The sequence below is a fragment of the Streptomyces sp. NPDC096048 genome, from assembly GCF_044763415.1.
Classification (GTDB): domain Bacteria; phylum Actinomycetota; class Actinomycetes; order Streptomycetales; family Streptomycetaceae; genus Streptomyces.
The window spans coordinates 380,845-405,164 of sequence record NZ_JBIWGG010000004.1; the positions used below are offsets into that span (position 1 = coordinate 380,845).

A 24,320-nucleotide genomic window follows, 5' to 3' on the forward strand; every position below is an offset into this window, starting at 1 on the left:
TCGTGCCCGGGGACCCCGCCCGGACCGGCAGAGTCGCGTTCTGGCGGTCCGACGGCGAGGCCCCGGTGGCCGTCTCTTCGGGGACCACGGACATTCTGACGGTCGCGTTGCCCGACGGTGACGGCGTGAGGCCGGTCGGCGTGCCCGCAGTGCTGTTGCCGGTGCGGACGGCCCTGTCGCTTCTCACGCGCGCGCGTGACTGCGACGACGTCCATCGGGCGACCGCGTTCTGGGGCGCGGTCGCCGTCGAGGCACTGCACCTCGTGGCACGCGGTCTGCTGCTGCCCGGCCTGTCCGCGGCCGACCATGACGCCTGGCGCTCGGGCCCGCTGGGACCGGAGGAGACCGAACGGATCCGCCACCTCGCCGCCGCGATGCCGCCCGAGGCGCACGCCGTCCCCCTCGAAGATGCCGGGACCCTGCGGCTGCCCGACCCGGAGCGGCTGGTGCGTGCCTTCCTGGACGCGGTCACCGACACCCTGCCCCGCTCCCCCGCCGCCGAACTCGTGACGGCCGGGCCCGCCTACGCCTCGCGGGAGCCGCGGCGGACGCCCGAACTGCGCGAGTGGGCGGCCGATGTCGCCGCGGGGCACGACGCGGGAGTACGGCTGTCACTGCGGGTCGAGGTGCGGGGCCTGACGGCCACGGCTTCCCAGGAGGCTCGACCCGCGTTCCGGGCCGTGCTCCAGGTGCACGCCGTGCGCGATCCCGCGCTCGTCGCGGACACCGCCGACGTGTGGGCGGGCACCGTGGGCGACGCGTTCGGCACACGCGCGCGGATGGACGCCCTGCTCGCGCTCCGCCGCGCGGCACGGGCCTGGCCCGCACTCACGCCGCTGCTGTCGGCCGCCGTGCCGGACGCCGTCGAACTCGCCGACGAAGAGGTCACCGAGCTCCTCGGCACGGGATCCCAGGCACTCGCCGGCGCGGGAGTCGAGGTGCACTGGCCTCGGGAGCTGGCCCGTGACCTCACCGCCCGCGCGGAGGTCGGGCCACCCGACGACGAGCCGTCGCCGCGCACGGCCTCGTCGGACACCGGCCCCTCCTTCCTGTCCGCCGACGCGCTGCTCGCCTTCAACTGGTCGTTCGCCCTGGGCGGGCAGCGGCTCACGCGCGAGGAGCTGGATCTGCTCGCCGAGGCCAACCGCCCCGTGGTGCGCCTGCGCGACCAGTGGGTCCTCGTGGACCCCGAGGAGGCCCACCGCGTCCGCGCCCGGCAGGACCACAAGATCACGCCCGTCGACGCGCTCGCCGCGGCCCTGACGGGCTCGACGGAGGTCGACGGGCACCGCTTCGAGGTGCACCCCACGGGATGGCTCGCGACCCTGCGGGAACGGCTCGCCGACCCCGAGGCGCAGGATGCCGTCGCGCAGCCCGCCGCCCTCGACGCCACGCTGCGCGACTACCAGCGGCGGGGGCTCAACTGGCTGGCCCGCATGACGTCGTCGGGCCTGGGCTGCTGTCTCGCGGACGACATGGGGCTCGGCAAGACCATCACACTGATCGCGCTGCACCTGCACCGGCAGGGCGACGAGTCCGCCGCCGGACCCACCCTGGTGGTCTGCCCGACCTCCCTCATGGGCAACTGGCAGCGCGAGATCGAGCGGTTCGCACCCGGCACCCCCGTACGCCGCTTCCACGGCACCCGGCGCGACCTGGAAGGTCTCGTCGACGGCGAGTTCGTGCTCACCACCTACGGCACCATGCGCCTGGACACCGACCGGCTCTCCGCCGTGCCGTGGGGCATGGTCGTGGCGGACGAGGCGCAGCACGTGAAGAACCCCTACTCGGAAACCGCGCGGCGGCTGCGTTCCATCGGCGCACGCGCGCGCGTGGCGCTCACCGGCACCCCGGTGGAGAACAACCTCTCCGAACTGTGGGCCATCCTCGACTGGGCCACGCCGGGGCTGCTGGGCCGGCTCGGTACCTTCCGCAGGCACTACGCACAGGCCGTCGAGGGCGGTCAGGACCCGGCCGCGGCGGAGCGGCTGGCGCGGCTCGTACGGCCGTTCCTGCTGCGACGCCGAAAGTCCGACCCAGGAATCGCGCCGGAGCTGCCGCCGAAGACCGAGACCGACCATCCGGTGTCCCTGACCGCGGAACAGACAGGGCTGTACGAGGCGGTGGTGCGCGAGGCGCTCGCGGAGATCGCCGGGGCCGGCAGCATGGCGCGACGCGGCATGATCGTGAAACTGCTGACGAGCCTCAAGCAGATCTGCAACCACCCGGCGCAGTTCCTCAAGGAGGACCGGCCGAGGATCACGGGCCGTTCGGGGAAGCTGGAGCTGCTGGACGAGCTGCTGGACGCCATCCTCGCCGAGGAGGCCAGTGTGCTGGTCTTCACGCAGTACGTGCAGATGGCACGCCTCCTCGAACAGCACCTGGCCGCCCGCGGCGTCGCCTCGCTCTTCCTGCACGGCGGCACGTCCGTCGCGGGACGGGAGTCGCTGGTGCGGCGGTTCCAGGACGGTGAGGTACCGGTCTTCCTGCTGTCGTTGAAGGCGGCGGGCACGGGACTGAACCTCACGCGCGCGGAGCACGTCGTGCACTACGACCGCTGGTGGAACCCGGCCGTCGAGGCGCAGGCCACCGACCGCGCCTACCGCATCGGTCAGACGCGCCCCGTGCAGGTGCACCGGCTGATCGCCGAGGGGACCATCGAGGACCGCATCGCCGCCCTGCTGAACCGCAAGCGGGAGCTGGCCGACGCGGTGCTGGGAACGGGCGAGGCGGCGCTCACGGAGCTGACGGACGCGGAGCTGGCCGACCTGGTCGAGCTGCGAGGGGGTACGCGATGACCCGGTACGACGACGACACGGAACGGACGTTCGAGGCGATGCCGCCCGCGCACGGCCGGGGTTTCGCCCAGACCTGGTGGGGCCTGGCCTGGCTGAAGGCGCTGGAGGACGCGGCACTGGACACGGCGCAGGTGAAGACGGGCCGTCGGCTCGCGCGCGCGGGAGCGGTCGGCGCGGTGTCGGTACGTCCGGGACGCATCACCGCGGTGGTGCACGACCGGGACCGCACGGCGCATCGGGCCGACGTCCTGCTGGAGGAGTTGTCCGACGCGCAGTGGGACCATTTCGTCGACATGGCGATCGAGCGGTCCGGGCATGTCGCGGCGCTGCTGGACCGCGACATGCCGCCGCACCTCGTGGAGGACGCCGCGACCGCCGGCATCGATCTGCTGCCGGGCCTGGGCGACTTGGAACCCGAGTGCGACTGCGGCGCCTGGGACCACTGCGGGCACACCGCCGCGCTCTGCTACCAGGTCGCCAGGCTGCTGGACCAGGACCCCTTCGTCCTGCTGCTCATGCGGGGGCGGGCGGAGGGCGCCGTGCTCGACGCCCTCCAGAGGCGTGGCGACGCACCCGCGGAGGATGCCGCCTCCCGCCCGGAGGGTGTGGACGCCGCCGAGGCGTACGCGGCGGGGCACGTGCTGCCTCCGCTGCCCGCCCTGCCCGATCTCCGGGAAGGGCCGGGCGTACCGCCGTCGCTGGACACCGAGAGCGCGCCACCTCCGGGCGTCGACCCGGCGGCCCTGGCCTTCTTGGCCTCCCGGGCCGCGGCGGAGGCACACCGTCTGCTCGCCGAGGCGCTGCGGAGCGGACACGGCCGGCAGGCGATGGGCACGGAACCGACCGCCTCGCAGGACGCGGTGCGCCTGGCCGCCGGTGATCCCGGAGCGGACGTGCTGGCGCGCCTCGCAGACGGCTCGGGGCGTACCCGGGAGGCGCTCGCCGTCGCCGTACGCGCGTGGCGGCTCGGGGGCGGAGCCGCGCTGTCGGTGCTCGAGGAGGAGTGGACGGTGGAGGGCGACACGCTCGCACGCGCGCGTGCGGCGCTGGAATCGTCCTGGGACGAGGGCGAGCGGCCGTCACTGCGGGCGCGGGCCAACCGGTGGACCGTCGTCGGCGCACCCCATCAGCTCCGCCTGGACCGCGACGGCCGTTGGTGGCCGTACCGCAAGGAGAGCGGCCGTTGGGCCCCCGTGGGCGGCGCTGCCCAGGACCCGGCGACGGCTCTGGCCACGGCGGTGCTCGCGGCCGGGGACGAGCCCTGACGCCTGTCCCGACGTCGGCGTGGCACCGACGACGCGGACGCCTTCGCCGCATCGGGCCGACCGCGCGGCGGCGAGACCCGCGGTGGGGTTCGTCCGGCTGCCGTACGGGAGCCGAAGGACCGACGGGCTCCGGCTCCGTCCGTGAACCGGAAGGAGCCGGAGCCTTCACCCAGAGGTGGACCGCTCAGCGGGCGCCGAGCAGGTGGTCCATGGCGAGCTGGTCGAGGTGCTCGAAGGCCATGCCGCGAGCGGCGGCCGCGTCCACGTCGAAGGTGTCGTAGGCGGCCGGGTCGGCCAGCAGGGCCGCGAGGCCGTCCTCGGCGGTCGGCTGGGCCAGTTCGTCCAGCCGGGCCGCGGCCAGGGCCTCCTGCACCTGCGGGTCGGCACGGAAGGCGGCCGCCCGGTCCTTGAGGATCAGGTAGTTGCGCATGCAGCCGGCCGCCGACGCCCACACGCCGTCGAGGTCCTCGGTCCGCGGCGGCTTGAAGTCGAAGTGCCGCGGACCGGCGTATCCGGCCCTCTCCAGCAGGTCGACGAGCCAGAACGCGGCCCGCAGGTCGCCCGCCCCGAAGCGCAGGTCCTGGTCGTACTTGATGCCCGACTGGCCGTTGAGGTCGATGTGGAACAGCTTGCCGGCCCACAGCGCCTGCGCGATCCCGTGCGGGAAGTTCAGCCCCGCCATCTGCTCGTGGCCGACCTCCGGGTTCACGCCGTACAGCTCCGGCCGCTCCAGCCGCTCGATGAACGCCAGCGCGTGGCCCACCGTCGGCAGCAGGATGTCACCGCGCGGCTCGTTCGGCTTGGGCTCGATCGCGAACTTGAGGTCGTAGCCCTGCTCGGTGACGTACTCGCCCAGCAGGTCGAAGGCCTCCTTCATCCGGTCCAGCGCGTCCCGCACGTCCTTGGCCGCACCGGACTCCGCACCTTCCCGGCCGCCCCAGGCGACGTACACACTCGCGCCCAGCTCCACCGCGAGATCGATGTTGCGGATGGTCTTGCGCAGCGCGTACCGGCGCACGTCCCGGTCGTTCGCGGTGAACGCGCCGTCCTTGAACACGGGATGCGTGAACAGGTTGGTCGTCGCCATGGGCACCTTCATGCCCGTCGCGTCCAACGCCTGCCGGAACCGCTTGACGTGTGCCTCGCGCTCGGTGTCGCTCGACCCGAACGGGATCAGGTCGTCGTCGTGGAACGTGACGCCGTACGCGCCCAGCTCGGCCAGACGGCGCACCGACTCAGTCGGGTCCAACGCGCGCCGGGTGGCATCGCCGAAGGGATCCCGGCCCTGCCAGCCGACCGTCCACAAACCGAACGTGAACCTGTCCTCGGGAGTGGGCTGGTAGTTCATTCCGCGGCTCCTCACTAGCTGCCGATCAATCGCTGCCGACTATTTCGTCATGGCGCTTTACAAATTAGTATGCACACACGGTCCTGGGAAGGGACAAGGTGTCCCCGAAGGTGTGACGTCCGGGTCACAAGGACCCGAGGTACCACGAAGTCCCTGCTCAGTGCAGGTCCGTCCAGGCAGTCCAGTCAGATCCCGCAGAGCCGCGGAAGAGGGAGAAGCCCGATGTCAGCAGCCGAGGGTCCGCTCGTCGTCGGCGTGGACACGTCCACCCAGTCCACCAAGGCGCTGGTCGTCGACGCGGCCACCGGCCAGGTCGTCGCGAGCGGTCAGGCGCCCCACACCGTGTCCTCCGGGGCCGGGCGCGAGAGCGATCCGCGCCAGTGGTGGGACGCGCTCCACGACGCCCTGCACCAGTGCGGTGACGCCGCGCGGGAGGCCGCCGCGGTGTCCATCGGCGGTCAGCAGCACGGACTCGTCACGCTGGACGCCCAGGGCGACCCGGTGCGCCCCGCCCTGCTGTGGAACGACGTGCGCTCGGCCCCGCAGGCCCGCCGTCTGATCGAGGAGCTGGGCGGTCCCAAGGCCTGGGCGGAGCGCACGGGCAGCGTGCCCAGCGCCTCCTTCACGGTCACCAAGTGGGCCTGGCTGGCAGAGCAGGAACCGCAGGCGGCCCGCGCGGCGAAGGCCGTACGCCTCCCGCACGACTACCTCACCGAGCGGCTCACCGGCGAGGGGACCACCGACCGCGGTGACGCGTCCGGCACCGGCTGGTGGGCGTCCGGCACGGAGGCGTACGACGACGAGATCCTCGCGCGCGTGGGGCTCGATCCGGCGCTGCTGCCCCGGGTGGTCCGGCCCGGCGAGGTGGCCGGCACCGTGCGCGACGGCCACGGCCTGCCGTTCTCCAAGGGCACCCTGGTCGCCGCGGGCACCGGCGACAACGCGGCCGCCGCGCTGGGCCTCGGGCTGCGTCCCGGCGTTCCGGTGATGAGCCTCGGCACGTCCGGCACCGCGTACGCCGTGTCGCGCCGACGGCCCGCCGACCCGACCGGCACGGTGGCGGGCTTCGCCGACGCGCGCGGCGACTGGCTGCCGCTGGCCTGCACCCTCAACTGCACGCTCGCCGTCGACCGGGTCGCGACCCTGCTGGGCCTGGACCGGGAAGCCGTCGAACCCGGCACCGACGTCACGCTCCTGCCCTACCTGGACGGCGAGCGCACGCCGAACCTGCCGCACTCCTCCGGTCTCCTGCACGGACTGCGTCACGACACGACCGCCGGTCAGCTGCTCCAGGCCGCGTACGACGGCGCCGTGCACTCGCTGCTCGGCGCGCTCGACCTGGTCCTCGAAACCGACGCGGACCCGTCCGCGCCGCTGCTGCTGATCGGCGGCGGCGCGCGCGGGACCGCCTGGCAGCAGACGGTACGACGGTTGTCCGGGCGCCCTGTCCAGATCCCCGATGCCAAGGAACTGGTCGCACTCGGCGCCGCGGCGCAGGCCGCCGGGCTGCTGACCGGCGAGGACGCGGCAGCGGTCGCCCGGCGCTGGAACACGGCCGCCGGGCCGGTGCTCGACGCCGTGGAACGGGACGAGGCGACGCTGACCCGGATCACCGAGGTAGTCTCCGACGCGGCACCGCTGCTGGAACGGAGCGCGGACTCACGCTGAGGACGCGTTCACGCGGCAACGCCACGACGGGCACCGTCACGGCAGTTCCTGCGGTACGCCGCCGGCGGGGGGCGTCGCCGGCAGCGCGTCGGCGCGGACCTCGACCGAACAGCACCGTCGGAGGGCCGGTCCATGGAACGCGACGACGCTCGCCGAAGGAGGAGGACGTACGCGTGACACCACGGACACTCCGGGCCCCCGAGGGTCGTCTCCCATGGGCACCCCCGGCCCTGCCTCCGGGGCGCCCTTGGACCCCGCCCGGCACGTGTCTCCAGGCGCGTGAGCACCGACCGGATCGACCGAAGACCGACCAAGGACTGACGGAGGCATGACCGCACCGCCGCCGCACGAAACACAACCGGCCCGCCCCGGGCGCGCGCTGCCGGACACCCAGCAGGGGATGCGCCGCCGCAACCTCGCCCGGGTGATGCACACCGTCAGCGCCGAGGGTCCGCTGTCCCGGGCCGCCGTCGCCTCCCGGATCGGGCTGACCCGTGCGGCGGTGTCGACCCTCGTGGACGAGCTCATCCGCTCGGGTCTGCTGGAGGAACTGGGCCCCGAGCGTCCCGGACGGGTGGGGCGGCCCGGGTCGGCGCTCGCCGTCAGCGCTCACGGCCCGGCCGGCATCGGAGCGGAGGTCGGCGTCGACCACCTCGCGGTCTGCGCGGTGGACCTGCGCGGCCGGGTGCGGTCGCGTGTCGTGCGGTACGGGAGCAACAGGGGCCGGTCGCCGGAGCCGGTGCTCGAGCAGCTCACCGGCCTGGTGCGGCAGGTCGTCGCGGAGGTGGAGGCCGAGGGGCTGTGGCCGGCCGGGCTCGCGGTGGCCGTGCCGGGTCTCGTGGCGCGGGACGCCAGGACCGTCGTGCGTGCCCCGAACCTGGACTGGCACGACGCGGACCTCGGCGCGCTGCTGCCCGGGGACCTGCCGCTGACCGTGGCCAACGAGGCGAACTTCGGCGCACTCGCCGAGCTCTGGCTGGCTGACGGCACCCCACGGGACTTCCTGCACGTCTCGGCCGAGATCGGAATCGGCGCGGCCGTGGTCGTCGACGGGCGGCTGCTGCGCGGCACCCGCGGATTCGCCGGCGAGCTGGGCCATGTGCCGGTCCGTCCCGACGGGCCGGAGTGCGCCTGCGGCGGTCGAGGCTGCCTGGAGCAGTACGCCGGCGAGAAGGCGGTACTGCGCGCGGCGGGTGTGGAGCCGGGCGAGGATCGGGTCGGACTGCTCGCGGGACGCGCCGCGGAGGGCGACGAGGCTGTACGGCATGCCCTGCACGAGGCGGGTACGGCGCTCGGCATCGCGCTGACCGGCGCGGTCAACCTGCTCGACCCCGAGAGTGTGGTGCTGGGTGGTGCGCTGGCCGGACTCGCGCCCTGGTTGCTGCCGTCGCTGCGGGACGAACTGGCCCGGCGCACGGCAGGCCCGGTCTGCCCGGTCTCCGTGTCGGATCTGGGACCGCAGGGTCCCCTTCTCGGCGCCGCGCACTCGGTGACGCGGGCCGTCCTGGACGACCCCACGGTGGTGGCGGAACGGGCCTGAACCCGATCCGGTGACGGACGCGGCAAGGGCTGGGGTGGCATCCGCAGCGACAGCGACCATCACCGTGGCCGCAGCCGCACCGACCCGAGCCGGGCGGCTTCCATTGCCCGGGTTCCACTCTCCCATCACTCGTTCGAGTGAGCGCGGTGTCCACAAGGCGGGGGCTGTCCACGGAACGGCGCGGCGCCCTTCTGCGCAACCCCCGCCGCCCGTACGGTGATTCGCGCGGACGTACCTCGCGCAGCCGGCGCCGGACATCCGCGTCAGGGTTCGTCAGTGTCCCCTTCTCAGCCACGTCGCACAGCTGAGCACCCCCCACAGGGGCCCGAGGGCCCCACCGACGAAAGGGCAGTCCCGTGGATCCCATGGAAAGGGAAAGGACAGTACCGGCTCCGACCAGGCGGCGGCTCCTGAAGGGCGCCGCGCTCGCCACCGTCCCGTTCACGCTGCTTTCCGGCACGCGGGCCGCCGCACGGCCCCGGGCCGTCGATTACCCCTCGGCCGAATGGCAGCCGGCCAGCACGTCCAACTACACCCGGTCGAGCCGCCCCACGGCCTATCCCGTCGACTACGTGGTCGTCCACGTCACGCAGGAGACGTACGCCGACACCCTCGCCATCTTCCGCGACCCCGGGAAGCAGGTGTCCGCGCACTACGTCGTCCGGTCCTCCGACGGACACGTGGCCCAGTGCGTCCGCGAGGCGGACGTCGCCTGGCACGCGGGGAACTGGGACTACAACACCCGCAGCATCGGCATCGAACACGAGGGCTGGGTGGACCGGCCCGAGTACTTCACCAACGCCATGTACGAACAGTCCGCCCGGCTCACCGCGGCGATCTGCACCACGTACGGCATCCCCAAGGACCGCGCACACATCATCGCGCACCACGAGGTTCCGGGCAGCGACCACACGGACCCCGGGCCCCTGTGGGACTGGACCCGCTACATCAGACTGGTCAACTTCGCCTGACTCGCGGTGGACCGGCCGCATCCCGGTGATCCGGCTGGTCTCCGGCCGGTCTCCGGCCGGTCGAAGTGGTTGTCCGTGCGTATCCGCGGAGTGACGATGTCCCCAAGCGCGTCACCGTCAGCAGCACCGTCCGGGGAGGCCGAGTTGACTGATGCATGGCTGGCTCTGGAACCGGGAGCCGATCCCGTCGAGCGTGCCCGGACGCTGCGGCGCGCGCATGAGACGTTCACCGAGGCCGGGACGGTGCCGCGGCCCGTGCGCGACGTGGTGGCGGAGTCGTGGCGCAGGTCGGCCCGGGCGGGTGTCGGCCCCGACGGCACGGCGAGTGTGGAGCTGACGGACGGTGACCTCGGCGCCTACCGGGCCGAGCATCCGCTGGCGCGGGTGATGCCGCTGGTCCGGGAACTTCTGGGCACCTTCGCCGCCGACGGCGAGCACCTGCTCGCGGTGTGCGACGCGCACGGCAGGCTGCTGTGGGTCGAGGGACACCCGGCCACCCGTCGCCGGGCGGGACGGATGAACTTCGTGCCGGGTGCCAGGTGGGCGGAGTCCGCGGTCGGGACGAACGCGCCGGGCACGGCGGTGGCCGTCGGACGGCCGGTCCAGGTCTTCGCGGCCGAGCACTTCATCCGTCGGGTCCAGCCGTGGACCTGTGCGGCGGCTCCGGTGCACGACCCCCGCACCGGGCGCGTACTCGGCGCCGTGGACATCACCGGTGGGGACGGGCTGGCGCATCCGCACAGTCTGGGCTTCGTCCAGGCGGTCGCGCGGGCGGCCGAGTCGCAGCTGGCACTGTGCGCCCCGGAGCGGCCGTCGGCCGATTCGGCCGAGCTGACCGCGTTGGGCCGTGACGAGGCGCTGCTGAGCGCGGACGGCCGCAGAGTCCGGCTGAGCCGGCGGCACAGCGAGATCGTCGTGCTGCTGGCCCACCACCCGGAAGGCCTGACCGGCGACGAGCTGCTGTGCGCGCTGTACGAGGACGAGACGGTGCCGCCGGTGACCCTGCGTGCCGAACTGGCCCGGCTGCGCGGACTCCTGGGACCCGACCGGCTCGCGTCCCGCCCGTACCGGCTCGCGATGCCCGTCGAGTCCGACGCCACCGTTGTCGAGCGTCGTCTGCGGGCCGGAGCGGTCACGGCGGCCGCGGCGGCCTACGCCGGTCCGCTGCTGCCCGGCTCCCAGGCTCCGGCGGTGATACGGCTCAGGCGCCGGCTCGCCGACGGTGTGCGCGCCGCACTGATCTCCTGTCGCGATCCCGACCTGCTGGCCGACTGGGCGCACGCACCGTGGGGCGAGGACGATGTGGACGTGTGGCGCGCACTGGTCGCGGTCCGGCCCACGGCGGCGGCCCTCTCCCGGCTCGCCGCGCTGGAGACCGAACTGGCGGCACCGAACGCGTGGTGACCGCCCGCCCGTGAGTGGCGGCACAGGACCGGGCTCCGGCCGCCCGCACGCGCAACGTCCCTGCAACGTCCCGTTCCCTAGCCTCGCGCGCAGAGCTGTCCAACGGCGGGCAGCGCTCGATGAGGAGGCAGACAGGATGACCCGTTACGCGGCGCCCGGCACCGAGGGCGCGATCGTCTCCTATCAGTCGCGCTACGACCACTTCATCGGCGGCGAGTACGTGCCGCCGTTGCGCGGGCAGTACTTCGAGAACCCGTCACCGGTGAACGGTCAGCCCTTCGCGGAGGTCGCGCGCGGTACGGCGGAGGACGTGGAGCGGGCGCTCGACGCCGCGCACGAGGCCGCCCCGGGCTGGGGCCGCACCTCGGTGACCGAGCGTTCCGCCATTCTGCTGAGGATCGCCGATCGCATGGAGGCGAATCTGGAGCGGCTGGCGGTCGCCGAGAGCTGGGAGAACGGAAAGCCGGTGCGCGAGACGCTGGCGGCCGACATCCCGCTCGCCATCGACCACTTCCGCTACTTCGCGGGCGCGATCCGCGCCCAGGAGGGTTCGCTGGGCGAGGTCGACGACGACACCGTGGCGTACCACTTCCACGAGCCGCTGGGTGTCGTCGCACAGATCATTCCGTGGAACTTCCCGATCCTGATGGCGACCTGGAAGCTCGCCCCGGCACTCGCCGCCGGCAACGCCGTGGTCCTCAAACCCGCCGAGCAGACCCCGGCGTCGATCCACTACTGGCTGAGCCTGGTCGCGGACCTGCTGCCGCCCGGGGTCCTGAACGTCGTCAACGGCTTCGGCGCGGAGGCGGGCAAACCGCTCGCGTCCAGCCCGCGGGTGGCGAAGGTGGCGTTCACCGGGGAGACCACCACCGGGCGGCTGATCATGCAGTACGCCTCGGAGAACATCAAGCCGGTCACGCTGGAGCTCGGCGGCAAGTCACCGAACATCTTCTTCGACGACGTCTGGTCCCAGGACGACGACTTCCGCGACAAGGCGCTCGAAGGCTTCACGATGTTCGCGCTCAACCAGGGCGAGGTCTGCACCTGCCCGTCCCGGGCGCTGGTCCAGCGCGGCACGTACGCCGAGTTCATGGAGGCCGCCGTCGCCCGCACCGAACTGATCAAGTCCGGCCACCCTCTGGACACCGACACGATGATCGGCGCGCAGGCGTCCAACGACCAGCTGGAGAAGATTCTCTCCTACCTGGACATCGGCCGGCAGGAGGGCGCCAAGGTGCTCACCGGTGGCGAACGCATGGAACACGAAGGCGAGTTGAAGGGCGGCTACTACGTCCAGCCGACCATCTTCGAGGGTCACAACCGTATGCGGATCTTCCAGGAGGAGATCTTCGGCCCGGTCGTGTCGGTCACGCCGTTCAACGACTTCGACGACGCGATCAAGACGGCCAACGACACCCTGTACGGCCTCGGCGCCGGGGTGTGGACCCGCGACATGAACACCGCCTACCGCGCGGGCCGCGCGATCCAGGCGGGACGTGTCTGGACGAACTGCTACCACGCGTACCCGGCACACGCCGCCTTCGGCGGCTACAAGCAGTCGGGGATCGGCCGGGAGAACCACAAGATGATGCTGGAGCACTACCAGCAGACGAAGAACCTGTTGGTGTCGTACTCGCCGAAGAGGCTGGGTTTCTTCTAGGGGCACGAAGAATGGCGCCTGAGCTGGGCTTTTGCCCGCCAGGCGCCTTCCTCTCGGCCCACCCGGAGCAGGGACCGACTTACGCCATAACTCCCATTTCCTCCCACCCCTGTCCCGCTCCTCACCAGCTCGCCAACGGGGATGTCCGCAGCCCGCAGCGTCCGGGGCAACGCCGTCCGGACGCCCTCCGGGACGCGCAACGCGCACCCGTGCGTGCGCTTCGTCCGGCCTGCCGAGGTGCAGGTCCTCGCATCGTGCCCATGCCGGCGAACGGTGACGTGGCGACCTCGGCGCGGACTGGATCAGGAGCTCGCCGGAAGCGCTAAGCGACCACGGCCCTCAGGACACGTCGTCCTTCTGTCTGCGACTGGCATGTCAGCCGTGCGTGACGACGGCGACGGGGGCGGCGGCGTGATGCATGACCGCGTGAGCAACGGACCCGATGTGCACGCCCAACCGATTGCGGCGACGACGCCTGCCGACGACGACGAGGGAGGCGTCGCGGGAGGAGTCGACCAGGAGGTTCGCGGCGCTGCCGGGACGGGAGACCTCGGTGACCTCGACGTCCGGGTACTTCTGCCGCCAGGGCCGCAGCGCCTCGGTGAGCGCGGTGGCCTCTGCCCGGGCGAACTCCTCGTGCGACTCGAAGCCCGCTCCCATGGTGTAGACGGCGTAGGGCGACAGGTCCCAGCCGTGCACGACGGTCAGCGGGGCCTGGCGACACCGAGCCTCTTCGAAGGCGAAGTCGAGTACGGTCTCGTCGGGGCGGTCGGCGTCCAGGCCCAGGACCACGGGCCGGAACGCGGTGGCGGCGGACGGGATGCCGCCGGAATCCTTGACGTGTTCGTCTGCGGCCTGCTCCCCGGCGCGCACGAGGACCACGGCCGTCTCGGTGCGGGCGACCACGCTCTGCCCGATGGACCCCACCAGGAAGCCCCCGAGGCCGCTCAGGGCACGGGAGCCGAGGACCAGCAGTTCCGCGTCGCGGGCCGCTTCCACCAGGGCATCGGTACGCGAGCCGGTCAGCTGCTCGGTGCCTACTTCGACACCCGGGTGGCGCAGCCGCAGGCCCTCGGCGGCCTCGCGCGGAATCCGCTCGGTCCAGTGCTGGTGGGTCTCTGCGCCAAGGAGCGGAGCCTGCGCCATGCGTGCGGGTACCGGTTGCCACACGTGGACCAGCTTCACCACCAGCCCGCGCAGCGCCGCCTCGCGGGCGGCCCAGTCCGCGGCGGCCCGGCTCTCCAGCGAGCCATCGAGTCCCACGATGATCGTACCGGGCATGAAGCCCACCTCCTGTGTCGGGTATCTGTTGTGACCTTGCCGTTCAGCGGCTTCCGGAGACAGGGGCCGACGGGCCCGGACGGGGGCCGACCGGCCCCATCGGCGGGTCGGTTCCGGGCGGGAGGACAACTCCGGTGCGCACGGCGGCCCTCGGCGTCCGCGTCCCGAGATGGCTGTACTCGGCGGCGGTGACCGTGTCCTCCCGGCACAGCCCTGGCATGTCCGCCTCGATCAGGTGAGCCGCCTTCGGGTGGCCGGCCCGCAGGGCCCAAGAGCGGGGCCGTCCGGTCGACCGCGGTCTCCGGGCGGCACGACCGTCACGTTCTCACCGACGGGCAGGGGCTCGTTCCCTACGTAGAACGGCGACCGAACCCACAACTGGCCGACCAGATGCCCGTGGTCACCTTCTCGGGGCTCGCGGCGCGGGCAGGTGCGGGGTCTCACGGGGTCGGTCCCCGTGCTGCGCGCCGACCGTGCCGTGCGTGTGCGGCCCGCCAGCCGTGCTCGGTCAGCAGCACGGTGAGAGCGGTGGCGAGGCAGATCGTCCACTGCGTCGGGCTGAGGGCAACGGTGTCGAAGACTCCCTGGGCGGCGGGCGCCTGTACGGCGATGACCTGGAGGGTGAGGACCGCGGCCAGGGCGATCCACAGGGTGCGGTTGTGCAACTGGTGGCGTCCGAAAACAGGGCCGTCCTCACTGCGCGCGGCCAGGGCGTTGCACAGCTGGAAGAGGACGAACGTCGTGAAGGCCATGGTGGCGGCGGTCGCGGTGTCGGAGAGGTGGCGCGCGCCGGCGAAGACCGCCAGGGTGCCGGCGGCCATGACCGCGCCGGAGCGGGTGATGGCGGCCAGGCGGCGGGCGTTCAGGATGCGTTCGCCGGGCGGGCGCGGCGGACGCCGCATCACGTTGTCCCCCGGTGGGTCGACGGCCAGGGCCATGGCGGGTGGCCCGTCCATGATGATGTTGACCCACAGCAGTTGGATCGCGGACATGGGGGCGGGCATCCCGGCCAGGACGGTGGCGAGCAGAGTGAGGATGGCGCCGATGTTCGTGGACAGCTGGAAGCGGACGAAGGTGACGATGTTGTCGTAGATGGAGCGGCCCTCACGGACCGCGCGGACGATGGTGGAGAAGTCGTCGTCGGTCAGGACCATGTCGGCGGCCTCTTTGGCCACATCGGTGCCGGTGACGCCCATCGCGACGCCGATGTGGGCGGCGCGCAGGGCAGCGGCGTCGTTGACACCGTCCCCGGTCATGGCCACGATGTGGCCGCGCCGGGCCAGCGCACGGACGATGGTCACCTTGTGCTCGGGGGCGACGCGGGCGAAGACACCGACGTCCTCGATCCGGTCCGCCAGTTCGTACTCGCTCATCCGGGCCAGTTCGGTGCCGGAGACGACGTCGCCGGTGATGCCGAGTTCGCGGGCGATGGCGGTCGCGGTGTCGGCGTGGTCGCCGGTGATCATCTTGACGGTGACACCGGCCTCCCGGGCCAGGGCGACCGCGGCGCGGGCCTGGGGGCGGGGCGGGTCGGCGATACCGGCGACTGCGGTCAGGGTCAGCCCGCGGACCGCGTCCGGGTGGGCTCGGTCGGCGGTGCCGCCGGCGGCACCCAGGACGCGCAGGCCCTGGCTGCCCATCCGCCGGGCGACGTCGGTTACTTCCCGGCGGCGCTCGGTGTCGAGGAGTGCCGGTCCGTGCTCGGTCAGGACATGGGTGCAGCGGTCCAGCAGGACGTCGACGGCTCCCTTGGCGTGGACGGTGGTTCGGCCGTCGGCGTCACGGTGGAAGGTGGCCATGTACTTGGCTGCCGGATCGAAGGGCACCTCACCCGTACGCGTCGCGTGGGCGCGCGGTTCGGCGTCGAGGCCGGCCTTCGCGGCGAGCACGATCAGGGCGGCCTCGGTGGGGTCGCCGATGACGCCGTCCGCAGTGCGGCGAGCGTCGTTGCACAGCGCGAACGGCAGCACCGCGTCACGCACGTCCGCGCCGCTCCCCCCGTCGGCCGCGAGCACGTTACCGGTGGTGTCGTAACCCTCGCCGGTCACCTCGTGGTCGCGTCCGGCCGTCCACAGGGCGCGGGCGGTCATCTCGTTCATGGTGAGCGTGCCGGTCTTGTCGCTGCACACCACGGTCGCCGAGCCGAGCGCCTCCACGGAGGCCAGGCGCTTGACGATGGCACCGCGGCGGGCCATGCGGTAGACGCCCAGGGCCAGGGTGAGCGCGAGAACGGCGGGCAGCCCCTCGGGAATCGCCGCGACGGCCAGGGCCACCGCCCGCAGCGCGAGATCGGCCGGTTCTTCACCGCGCAGGAGGGCGACGAGCGCATAAGCGGCCACGGCGACGCCGCTGACCCCGGCCAGGCGCCGGCCCAGGCTGTCCATCTGGACCTGGAGCGGGCTGGGCGGTTCCGCGCCGGTGCGCAGCGCCTCGGCGATCGCGCCGACCTCGGTGCGCATGCCGGTAGCGGTGACGATCATCTCGGCGCGACCGCGGGTCAGCGCGGTGTTCATGAAGAGCATGCCCGTGCGCTCGGCGACGGGTACCGGCTCGTCGCCGTCGGCCGCGGTGGGTGCGGTCGACTTGGCGACGGGATGGGACTCGCCGGTCAGCGCGGCCTCGGCGGCCTCGACCGTTTCGGCGACGGCCAGGCGCCCGTCGGCCGGGATACGGTCCCCGGCTTCCAGAAGGACGATGTCCCCGGGCACGAGGGTGCCGGCCGGGACCGTCCTCACCCGGCCGTCGCGGCGCACGCGCGCGGTGGGCACCAGCATCTGGCGCAGCGCTTCCAGGCTGCGTTCGGCCCGGCGTTCCTGCAGGTAGCCGATGGTGGCGTTGATGAGCAGGACGACGGTGATGACCAGGGCGTCCTTGACCTCGCCGATGACTCCCGCGACGACGGCGGCGGCGAGCAGGATGCCGATCAACCAGCTGCGGAACTGGTCCAGCAGGCGCAGCCACTGCGGCCTGCGCGCCGGTTCGGCCAGTTCGTTGGCTCCCGCTTCGGTGGCCCGCCGCTCGGCGTCCGCCGTGGTCAGGCCCATGGCCGGGACCACTGCGAGCGAGTCCGCCACGTCGGCGGCGTCGCGTCGGTAGGCGTCCGGCCGCAGGAGTGTGTGTGCCGGCGCAGTGGGGTCGTCCGCCGTGATCTGCTGGGGCACCATCACTCCTCACCTCGGACGACGGTGACCGGGCAGTGGGCGTGATGCAGCAGGGCCTGGCTGACCGAGCCGAGCAACAGTCCGGTGAACCCGCCGCGCCCCCGGGCGCCGACCACCACCAGTTGAGCGCCTCCGCTGGCATCGATGAGGGCCGGACGGATCCGGGAACGCACCAGGCTCCGCTCCACCACCACCTCGGGGAACTTCTCCTGCCAGGCGGCGACCGACTCGTCCAGCAGGTGCTGCTCGGCCTCACGGAGGTGTTCGGCGTCCACCACCGCGGCGTTCAGCGGGTCGCCGGGGCCTTCGTAAGCGCGCTCGCTCCAGGTGTTCCACACATGTACGGCCACCAGCGGCGCCTTGCGCAGGGCCGCCTCGGTGAAGGCGAACTCCACCGCGCCCGCGCCGGCTTCGGAACCGTCCACCGCCAGCACCACCGGACCGGCCGGGTCGGGGCGGCCTCGCATCACCATCAGGGGGCATTGGCCGTGCCCGGCCAGGTGCACCGCCGTCGAGCCCAGCAACAACCCGGAGAAGCCGCTCAGGCCCCGGCTGCCGACCACGGCCAGCGACGCCGACCGCGACTCGATCTCCAGTACCTGGACAGCCTCCCCGGCCACCACCGACCGGGTGACGGCCACACCCGGCGCGATCGCGCGGGCCCGCTCCTCGGCACGGGCCAGTACTCCCTGGGTCATCGGCTCCAGACCGTGGCCGGCCGACTGGTGCCCGAACGCGTGCACGATTCGCAAAGAGGCGCCGCGCAGATGCGCCTCACGAGCCGCGACCTCGACTGCTTCAAGACTGGAGGCGGAGCCGTCCACTCCTGCGATCACCGGATGAGTCACTGGGTTCTCCTGTTCCCGAGCTCCGCCGATGTGCGGCTGCTCGTCTCCCAGCCTCGGTTCAGCCGCTCCTTGTGCCCAGGGGCCACAGGCCCGTACCGAGGGCCGTTCGGCCCTGCCAAGTGTCTGCAGGCGGTCCGGGCACCGGCCACCGAGCACCGAGCACCGAGCACCGAGCACCGAGCACCGAGCACCGAGCACCGAGCACCGAGCACCGAGCACCGAATGAGCATGTCGACCCGTGGTACGGGAAGCACGAGGGCCACCGGCAGGCACGCCGAGGGCCCTCGGCGGCGTGGTCCGCCACGGGCCATGGTCCGTCACCGGCCGGAGCCGCCGTTCGCCGCCCGCGGCGCCCCACTCGCCGTCACCGACGACCCGCCGCCTCGGCGCGTGGCCGCCTCACGACCCCGCACCGGCCGTTGCGTGACACTCCGCGTATCCGCGGCCCGCCCCCACCCCACCCGGCACGCGATCCGCCCGTCTCCCGGGACGGGGTGGGCGCCCCGCGGCGGGGCGGTCAGCCTCGCGCGCCCACCGCCCGCACTACCGCTACCGGGCAGTGGGCGTGGTGGAGGAGTGCCTGGCTGACCGAGCCGAGCAGCAACCCGGCGAAGCCGCCGCGCCCGCGGGCACCGACGACGAGCAACTGCGCGGACAGGCTGGCGTCGATCAACGCCTCCCGACTCCGGCCGTGCACCGCCCTCTGCTCCACCACCACACCCGGATACCGTGCGCGGTGGCCGGCGAGCGCTTCGGACAGCAGGCGTTCCTCCTGCCCAGCGAGGGCGCCCGGCGGGTTCGCGTACGGAGCCGACGCATCCTGCGGCGCGGGCATCGGGGCGTTCCACGTGGTCCAGGCGTGCACCGCCACCAGCGGCGCCTTCCGCAGCTCCGCCTCGGCGAAGGCGAACTCCACCGCCCGCTCCCCCGCGGCCGAGCCGTCGACGCCCAGCACGACCGGACCCTCCGCACTCGGCTCCTCCCGGACCACCAGCACCGGACACCGGCCGTGCGCCGCCAGGTGCACCGCCGTCGACCCCACCAGCAGCCCTACGAACCCGCCCATGCCCCGCGACCCCACCACCACCAGCTCAGCTGCGCGTGACTCGGCCTCCAGGACCGTCAGGGAATCACCCGTCACCACGGCACGGCTCACGTCGACCTCCGCTGCCGTCGCCCGCGCACGTTCGACCGCCTCGGCGACCAGACGGTCGGCCATCTTCCGGAGCCCGCCCTCTGACGGTCCCAACGGCGACGGGCCCAAGGGCACACGCATCGCGGGCCAGACAAACGCGTGCACCACCCTGAGCCCCGCCCCACGCGCCCGCGCCTCCCGGGCCGCCGCCTCCACCGCGGCGAGACTCGACGCCGACCCGTCCACGCCCACGACCACCAGACCACTCATCGTGCCTCCTCCACTCGAACGCCTTGGTTCTCCTCTCCAGCCCACCCCGGGCACCGGCTCGCTGTCACGGGGTCCACTGGCCACCGGCAGGGCCGACCGGCCCTGTGCCGGCCGACCGGCATGCCGGCCCCTGGACACCACGGGCCGTGCCGTGTCCTGTTCGGCTCTGACGAAGGACGGTGGGGCTCTGGGCACGCGGAGAAGCCCGTGGTGTTCGGCGGTGACGGGGCGGGCCTGTTCGGGACGCGGAGAGGCAGTCGGGAGCTGCGCACCGCGATCGGGGACCGCGAGAAGCGATGGGCCCTTGCAGACGAGGGCTCGGGCGCCGACCGAGGAGCGGGAGCCGCGTCGTCCGCCCCTCACCCGGGCGGTCTTCCACCCGGTTCTCCCGTTGTGTGTCAGCGCTCGCGCAGCGCGGCCAGGGTCTGGCGAGGCCGCCCGCTCGGGGCCGGTTGTGGGGAAGCCCGGCGACCATGGCGGCCAGGCCGAAGGTGCCGGTGAGGGCGGAGAAGAACAGGTCCGCTGCGATGCCCGCCGACAGGAGCTGGAAGGCGGGGTGGAGCACGGGGCCGAGGAGCACGCCGGCGGTGAGACGGACCTGCCGCTCCATTCCCCAGACGGCTCGTGCGGTACTCCGGAGCCGATGCAGGCCGTGGGCGCCGGCCGCCCAGGCGCCGCTCTCTCCTGAACGCGGCAGGGAGCGCCACGCATATGCGTCGGCACGCCGCCCCGGAGTGCGACCCCGCAGTCCGCGCCCGCAGGCCGTCCCGCCATCGGTACGGGGCCGAGCGGCCCTGTACCGACGTGCCCGGTGGCAGGAAGAGTGACCGGCGCGCCGGCGTATGCGGGGCCGACGCTTGAGCCGGCGCCCGCGTATGCCGAATACCGATTGCGCGGCGGCCGAGCAACCGACCGCGCGACAACGACTTCAAGACGGACGGGAAGGGTACGGGTGGACGTCAACGAGGTGCTACTGCCCGGGGTGGGGCTGCGTTACGAGTTCGTCAATCAGGACGGCGACAGGATCGGCGTGGTGGCACGGCGATCGGGCGCCTTCGAGCTGGCGGTCTACGGAGGCGTGGATCCGGACCAGGCGAAGGCGGTCTTCCGGCTCACCGGCGAGGAGGCCGACGTCCTCGCCGAGATCCTGGGCGCTCCGCGCATCGCCGAACGGTTCGCGGATCTGACCAGAGAGGTTCCCGGTCTCAGCGCCGGACAGGTCGAGGTGCTCGCGGACACTCCGTTCGCCGGCCGTCCGCTCGGGGAGTCCAGGGCTCGCACACGGACGGGCGCGTCGGTCGTGGCGATCGTCCGTGGTGATGACGTCATTCCCTCCCCGGGTCCGGAGACCGTGCTGCAGTCCGGCGACGTGCTGGTGGTGATCGGGACCCGCGAGGGGATCACCGCGGTGGAACAACTCGTCCGGGGCTGACGGGATGCGGATCTCGGTCGCCCTGCTACTGGAGCTGGGCATCATCCTCGCCGCCCTGAGCCTGCTCGGAGCGCTGGCGCGACGTTTCGCGCTGTCCCCGGTGCCGTTGTATCTCCTGGCGGGGCTGGCCCTGGGCGAGGGAGGCGTCGCCCCGGTGCCGGCGGCCGGGGAGTTCGTGGCGACCGGCGCGGGGATCGGGGTGGTCCTCCTGCTGCTGGTGCTGGGTCTTGAGTTCACGGTGCCGGAGTTCGTGGTCAGTCTGCACCGCCACCTTCCTTCGGCGGTGGTCGACCTCGTACTGAACGCGGTTCCCGGGGCGGTGGCGGGATGGCTTTTCGGGCTGGACGCCGCAGGGATCCTGGCGCTCGCCGGCGTGACCTACATCTCGTCCTCCGGCATCATCGCCCGACTCCTGGGCGACCTGCGCAGGATGAGCAACCGGGAGACCCCGGCGGTGCTGTCCGTGCTGGTGCTGGAGGACTTCGCGATGGCCGCGTACCTCCCGCTGCTCGCCGTCGTCGCCGCCGGCGGCACCTGGCAGCAGGCCCTGCTGGGAGTACTGCTGGCCCTCGGTGCCGTGGTGGCCGCCCTCAGTCTGTCCTACCGGTGGGGACATCACTTGGGACGGCTGCTGTCGCACCCGGACGCCGAGCAGTTGCTGCTGCGGGTCCTCGGCGCGACGCTGGTCGTGGCCGCTCTGGCCGAGGCGGTCCACATCTCGGCGGCAGTCGGCGCCTTTCTGATCGGGCTGTCGCTCACGGGTGAGGCCGCGGACCGGGCGCGAAAGGTGCTGAGCCCGCTGCGGGACCTGTTCGCCGCGGTCTTCTTTCTGGCCATCGGCCTGTCCATCCGCCCGGACGCTCTGCTTCCGGTACTTCCGGTCGCCCTGCTTCTGGCCGCGGTCACCGCCGTGACGAAACTGGCGTCCGGCTGGTTCGCGGCACGCCGCGAGGGCGCGGGACGCCGGGGACGGCTGCGAGCGGGAACCGCGCTCATCGCCCGGGGCGAGTTCTCCATCGTCATCATCGGGCTGATGGGCACGCGTCATGACCGGCTCGGCGCCCTAGTGGCCGCCTATGTCCTCCTTCTCGCCGTGACCGGCCCCGTCATCACCCGCTTCGCCGGAGCACGCTCACCGGCCGCGGAGCGCTCACCGGAGCGCGGCACTCCGATCGGATGACGGCCCCGTGGCGCCCTTGACGGCGCCCTCCGCATCGCCGGCCTCCATGGCTCGGTGAGCGTCCTGATCGCGGCTCCCAGGCCCGGATCACGCTCAGCCACCGCCCTGCGTCGCCGCCGGTCCACCGAATGGACCAAGGCCCGAGTGTGGGCCAAGCACCACCGCCTGGTCCTCGACGAACTCGGCGCCCGCGGCGACCTGGACTGGTCCCGGTGCGCGAGCGACTCGGTCAACATGCGGGCTCTGAAAAGGACCTGACAGGCCCGAATCCTGTCGACCGGGGCAAGTACGGCTCGAAGGTCCATCTGATCACCGAGCGGACCGGTCTGCCCCTGACCGTCCGCATCTCCGGCGCCAACGCCCACGACAGCCAGGCCCTGATCCCGCTCGTCAAGGGCGTACCCCCGATCCGCTCCCGCCGAGGCCCCCGCCGCCGCAAGCCAGGCAAGCTCCACGGCGACAGGGGGCACGACTACCGTCACCTGCGGCAATGGCTGGCACAGCGAGGCGTCCAGCACCGCATCGCCCGCAAGGGTGTCGAGACATCACAGCGGCTGGGCCGACACCGCTGGACACACGTGACCTGGAGTCCGTGGCGCCGCAACCAGGCGGAGTCGGCACGTTCGGGGCCACGCCGAACCGAGCCGCGCTCGGGTTCCCGCCTGTCAGCCGCGCAGCCAGACCGCCGTGTCCCCCGGCAGCCGTCCTTCCGCGTCGAGCTGCTCACTTGCGAGCAGCACCTCGGTGTGCGCGGGCAGCTCGACAGGGTGGTCCAGAAGGTTCACCACACAGACCAAGCCTTCGGTGCGCGCGAAGGCGAGGACACCGTTGTCGGAGGGGAGCCAGGTCATCGGACCGTCGCCGAACCCGGGGGTGTCGCGGCGGAGCTTCAGCGCCGTGCGGTACAGGGTGAGCATCGAGTCGGGGTCGCCGAGCTGGCGGTCCACCGCGTACTGCGGCCAGTACGGGGGCTGCGGCAGCCAGGGCTCCGTGGCACCGCCGAAACCACTGTGCGGTTCGCCGGCCGTCCACGGCAGCGGGACGCGGCAGCCGTCGCGGCCCGGGTCGGTGCCGTTGGAGCGGAAATGCATCGGGTCCTGGATGCGGTCGAGGGGGATGTCCGCCTCGGGCAGGCCCAGTTCCTCGCCCTGGTAGAGGTAGACCGAGCCGGGCAGCGCGAGCGTGAGCAGTGCGGCGGCGCGGGCGCGGCGGGTGCCGAGCTCCAGGTCGGTGGGTGTGCCGAAGGTCTTCGTGTCGAAGTCGAACGCGGTGTCCTCGCGGCCGTAGCGCGTGACCGTGCGGGTCACGTCGTGGTTGCAGAGCACCCAGGTCGCGGGGGCCTTCACCGGGGCGTGCTCGGCGAGGGTGTCGTCGATGGTGCGGCGCAGACGCTCGGGGTCCCAGGGGCAGGCGAGGAGATTGAAGTTGAAGGCGGTGTGCAGCTCGTCGGGGCGCAGGTAGCGGGCGAAGCGTTCGGGGTCGGGGAGCCAGACCTCGCCGACGAAGATGCCGCCGTACTCGTCGGCGATCGCGCGCCAGGAGCGGTAGATGTCGTGAATCTCGTCCAGGTCGAGGTAGGGGTGCGGGTCGACGCCCTCGGTGAAGTCGGGCAGGTCCGGGTGCTTGGTGAGCAGTGCGGCGGAGTCGATACGGACGCCGGCGACGCCGCGCTCGAACCAGAAGCGCAGTACGTCCTCGTGTTCGCGGCGCACGGCGGGATGGTTCCAGTTGAGGTCGGGCTGTTCGGGGGTGAACAGGTGCAGGTACCACTCCCCGTCGGGCACCCGGGTCCAGGTGTCACCGGCGAACTGCGAGGGCCAGTGGTTCGGCGGGAGTTCGCCGTTCCGGCCGCGGCCGGAGCGGAAGTGGAAGAGCTTGCGCTCGGGGCTACCGGGCCCGGCGGCGAGGGCGGCCTGGAACCAGGCGTGCTGGTCGGAGATGTGGTTGGGCACGATGTCGACGATGACCTTGATGCCGTGCTCGGCGGCCTCGGAGATCAGCTTCTCGGCGTCGTCGAGGGTGCCGAAGGCCGGGTCGATGGTGCGGTAGTCGGCCACGTCGTAGCCGCCGTCGACCAGCGGTGAGAGGTACCACGGGGTGAACCACACGGCGTCCACGCCCAGTTGGGCGAGATACGGCAGATTCGCGCGGACACCCGCGAGGTCCCCCGTACCGTCCCCGTCGCCGTCCGCGAAGCTGCGGGGATAGACCTGGTAGATGACGGCGTCACGCCACCAGTCATGGGTGCGGGAGGGGTGCACGGCTGCCACGGGAGGTCCTTTCGGGCAGGTGGTGACTCCGCCGCCGGTCGGAACGGGGCTTGGAAGTGCCGACCGGCGGCGGAGTGCATGTGGGTGGT

The 24,320-nt window shown here is 72.7% G+C and carries 15 protein-coding genes and 1 pseudogene; 10 read left to right on the forward strand and 6 right to left on the reverse strand.

The genetic code is table 11. From position 1 onward, the window contains the following. Positions 1-2: 2 nt before the first annotated feature. Positions 3-2,798, forward strand: coding sequence for a DEAD/DEAH box helicase (locus ACIQ6R_RS12830; protein WP_404220795.1), 2,796 nt, complete (start codon positions 3-5; stop codon positions 2,796-2,798). Next, on the forward strand, positions 2,795-4,063 hold the full coding sequence (locus ACIQ6R_RS12835) for an SWF or SNF family helicase (protein ID WP_404220797.1): 1,269 nt from the start codon (positions 2,795-2,797) through the stop codon (positions 4,061-4,063). Before ACIQ6R_RS12830 ends, ACIQ6R_RS12835 begins: the two co-directional genes overlap by 4 nt. Positions 4,064-4,247: 184 nt before the next feature. Here ACIQ6R_RS12835 and xylA read toward each other — a convergent pair whose 3' ends face one another. Further along, complete coding sequence (gene xylA, locus ACIQ6R_RS12840) at positions 4,248-5,411, reverse strand: xylose isomerase (protein ID WP_310874600.1); 1,164 nt, start codon at positions 5,409-5,411, stop codon at positions 4,248-4,250. 222 nt (positions 5,412-5,633) lie between these two features. Here xylA and xylB point away from each other — a divergent pair, with 222 nt between their 5' ends. The 5 genes from xylB (at position 5,634) to ACIQ6R_RS12865 (ending at position 12,654) form a co-directional block, all read left to right on the forward strand. After that, positions 5,634-7,079, forward strand: coding sequence for a xylulokinase (gene xylB, locus ACIQ6R_RS12845; RefSeq protein WP_404220800.1), 1,446 nt, complete (start codon positions 5,634-5,636; stop codon positions 7,077-7,079). A gap of 328 nt (positions 7,080-7,407) precedes the next feature. Next, the gene (locus tag ACIQ6R_RS12850) at positions 7,408-8,619 is read left to right on the forward strand and encodes an ROK family protein (RefSeq protein WP_404220803.1); all 1,212 of its coding nucleotides are present in this window, start codon (positions 7,408-7,410) and stop codon (positions 8,617-8,619) included. Between the two features lie 365 nt (positions 8,620-8,984). Further along, on the forward strand, positions 8,985-9,590 hold the full coding sequence (locus tag ACIQ6R_RS12855) for an N-acetylmuramoyl-L-alanine amidase (protein ID WP_404220805.1): 606 nt from the start codon (positions 8,985-8,987) through the stop codon (positions 9,588-9,590). A 144-nt stretch (positions 9,591-9,734) separates the two neighbouring features. Continuing rightward, positions 9,735-10,994 (forward strand): GAF domain-containing protein, encoded by a 1,260-nt coding sequence (locus tag ACIQ6R_RS12860; RefSeq protein WP_404220808.1) that lies wholly within the window; start codon positions 9,735-9,737, stop codon positions 10,992-10,994. Positions 10,995-11,130: 136 nt separating this feature from the next. After that, the gene (locus tag ACIQ6R_RS12865) at positions 11,131-12,654 is read left to right on the forward strand and encodes an aldehyde dehydrogenase family protein (RefSeq protein WP_404220810.1); all 1,524 of its coding nucleotides are present in this window, start codon (positions 11,131-11,133) and stop codon (positions 12,652-12,654) included. A gap of 375 nt (positions 12,655-13,029) precedes the next feature. Here the strand turns inward: ACIQ6R_RS12865 and ACIQ6R_RS12870 are convergent, their stop codons facing one another. The 4 genes from ACIQ6R_RS12870 to ACIQ6R_RS12885 form a co-directional block, all read right to left on the reverse strand. Continuing rightward, positions 13,030-13,935: a universal stress protein gene (locus ACIQ6R_RS12870; protein WP_404220813.1), complete on the reverse strand. Its 906-nt coding sequence runs from the start codon at positions 13,933-13,935 to the stop codon at positions 13,030-13,032. 440 nt (positions 13,936-14,375) lie between these two features. Then, positions 14,376-17,099 (reverse strand): cation-translocating P-type ATPase, encoded by a 2,724-nt coding sequence (locus ACIQ6R_RS12875; RefSeq protein WP_404220816.1) that lies wholly within the window; start codon positions 17,097-17,099, stop codon positions 14,376-14,378. Then, positions 17,099-17,944: a universal stress protein gene (locus tag ACIQ6R_RS12880; protein WP_404220819.1), complete on the reverse strand. Its 846-nt coding sequence runs from the start codon at positions 17,942-17,944 to the stop codon at positions 17,099-17,101. Before ACIQ6R_RS12880 ends, ACIQ6R_RS12875 begins: the two co-directional genes overlap by 1 nt. A 517-nt stretch (positions 17,945-18,461) precedes the next feature. Continuing rightward, complete coding sequence (locus tag ACIQ6R_RS12885; protein WP_404220822.1) at positions 18,462-19,349, reverse strand: universal stress protein; 888 nt, start codon at positions 19,347-19,349, stop codon at positions 18,462-18,464. 952 nt (positions 19,350-20,301) lie between these two features. On the opposite strand from ACIQ6R_RS12885, the gene ACIQ6R_RS12890 reads away from it, so the two are divergent. From ACIQ6R_RS12890 to ACIQ6R_RS12900, 3 genes and pseudogenes are all read left to right on the forward strand, one after another. Further along, positions 20,302-20,781: a cation:proton antiporter regulatory subunit gene (locus ACIQ6R_RS12890; RefSeq protein ID WP_404220825.1), complete on the forward strand. Its 480-nt coding sequence runs from the start codon at positions 20,302-20,304 to the stop codon at positions 20,779-20,781. A gap of 4 nt (positions 20,782-20,785) precedes the next feature. Further along, positions 20,786-21,961 carry a cation:proton antiporter gene (locus ACIQ6R_RS12895; RefSeq protein ID WP_404220828.1) on the forward strand — a complete coding sequence of 392 codons (1,176 nt, stop codon included), beginning with the start codon at positions 20,786-20,788 and terminating at the stop codon, positions 21,959-21,961. A 114-nt stretch (positions 21,962-22,075) separates the two neighbouring features. After that, positions 22,076-22,533: pseudogene (locus ACIQ6R_RS12900) on the forward strand (transposase); the annotation flags it as partial. A gap of 93 nt (positions 22,534-22,626) precedes the next feature. Here the strand turns inward: ACIQ6R_RS12900 and ACIQ6R_RS12905 are convergent. Next, positions 22,627-24,231, reverse strand: coding sequence for a glycoside hydrolase family 13 protein (locus ACIQ6R_RS12905; protein ID WP_404220831.1), 1,605 nt, complete (start codon positions 24,229-24,231; stop codon positions 22,627-22,629). Positions 24,232-24,320 lie beyond the last annotated feature (89 nt).

Bases quoted from the DNA above. Each gene is read 5' to 3' on its own strand.
- ACIQ6R_RS12855 (WP_404220805.1), top strand. From the start codon at position 8,985: ATGGAAAGGGAAAGGACAGTACCGGCTCCGACCAGGCGGCGGCTCCTG.
- ACIQ6R_RS12850 (WP_404220803.1), top strand. From the start codon at position 7,408: ATGACCGCACCGCCGCCGCACGAAACACAACCGGCCCGCCCCGGGCGC.
- ACIQ6R_RS12865 (WP_404220810.1), top strand. From the start codon at position 11,131: ATGACCCGTTACGCGGCGCCCGGCACCGAGGGCGCGATCGTCTCCTAT.
- xylB (WP_404220800.1), top strand. From the start codon at position 5,634: ATGTCAGCAGCCGAGGGTCCGCTCGTCGTCGGCGTGGACACGTCCACC.
- ACIQ6R_RS12875 (WP_404220816.1), bottom strand. From the start codon at position 17,099: ATGGTGCCCCAGCAGATCACGGCGGACGACCCCACTGCGCCGGCACAC.
- ACIQ6R_RS12835 (WP_404220797.1), top strand. From the start codon at position 2,795: ATGACCCGGTACGACGACGACACGGAACGGACGTTCGAGGCGATGCCG.
- ACIQ6R_RS12870 (WP_404220813.1), bottom strand. From the start codon at position 13,935: ATGCCCGGTACGATCATCGTGGGACTCGATGGCTCGCTGGAGAGCCGG.
- ACIQ6R_RS12885 (WP_404220822.1), bottom strand. From the start codon at position 19,349: ATGAGTGGTCTGGTGGTCGTGGGCGTGGACGGGTCGGCGTCGAGTCTC.
- xylA (WP_310874600.1), bottom strand. From the start codon at position 5,411: ATGAACTACCAGCCCACTCCCGAGGACAGGTTCACGTTCGGTTTGTGG.
- ACIQ6R_RS12895 (WP_404220828.1), top strand. From the start codon at position 20,786: ATGCGGATCTCGGTCGCCCTGCTACTGGAGCTGGGCATCATCCTCGCC.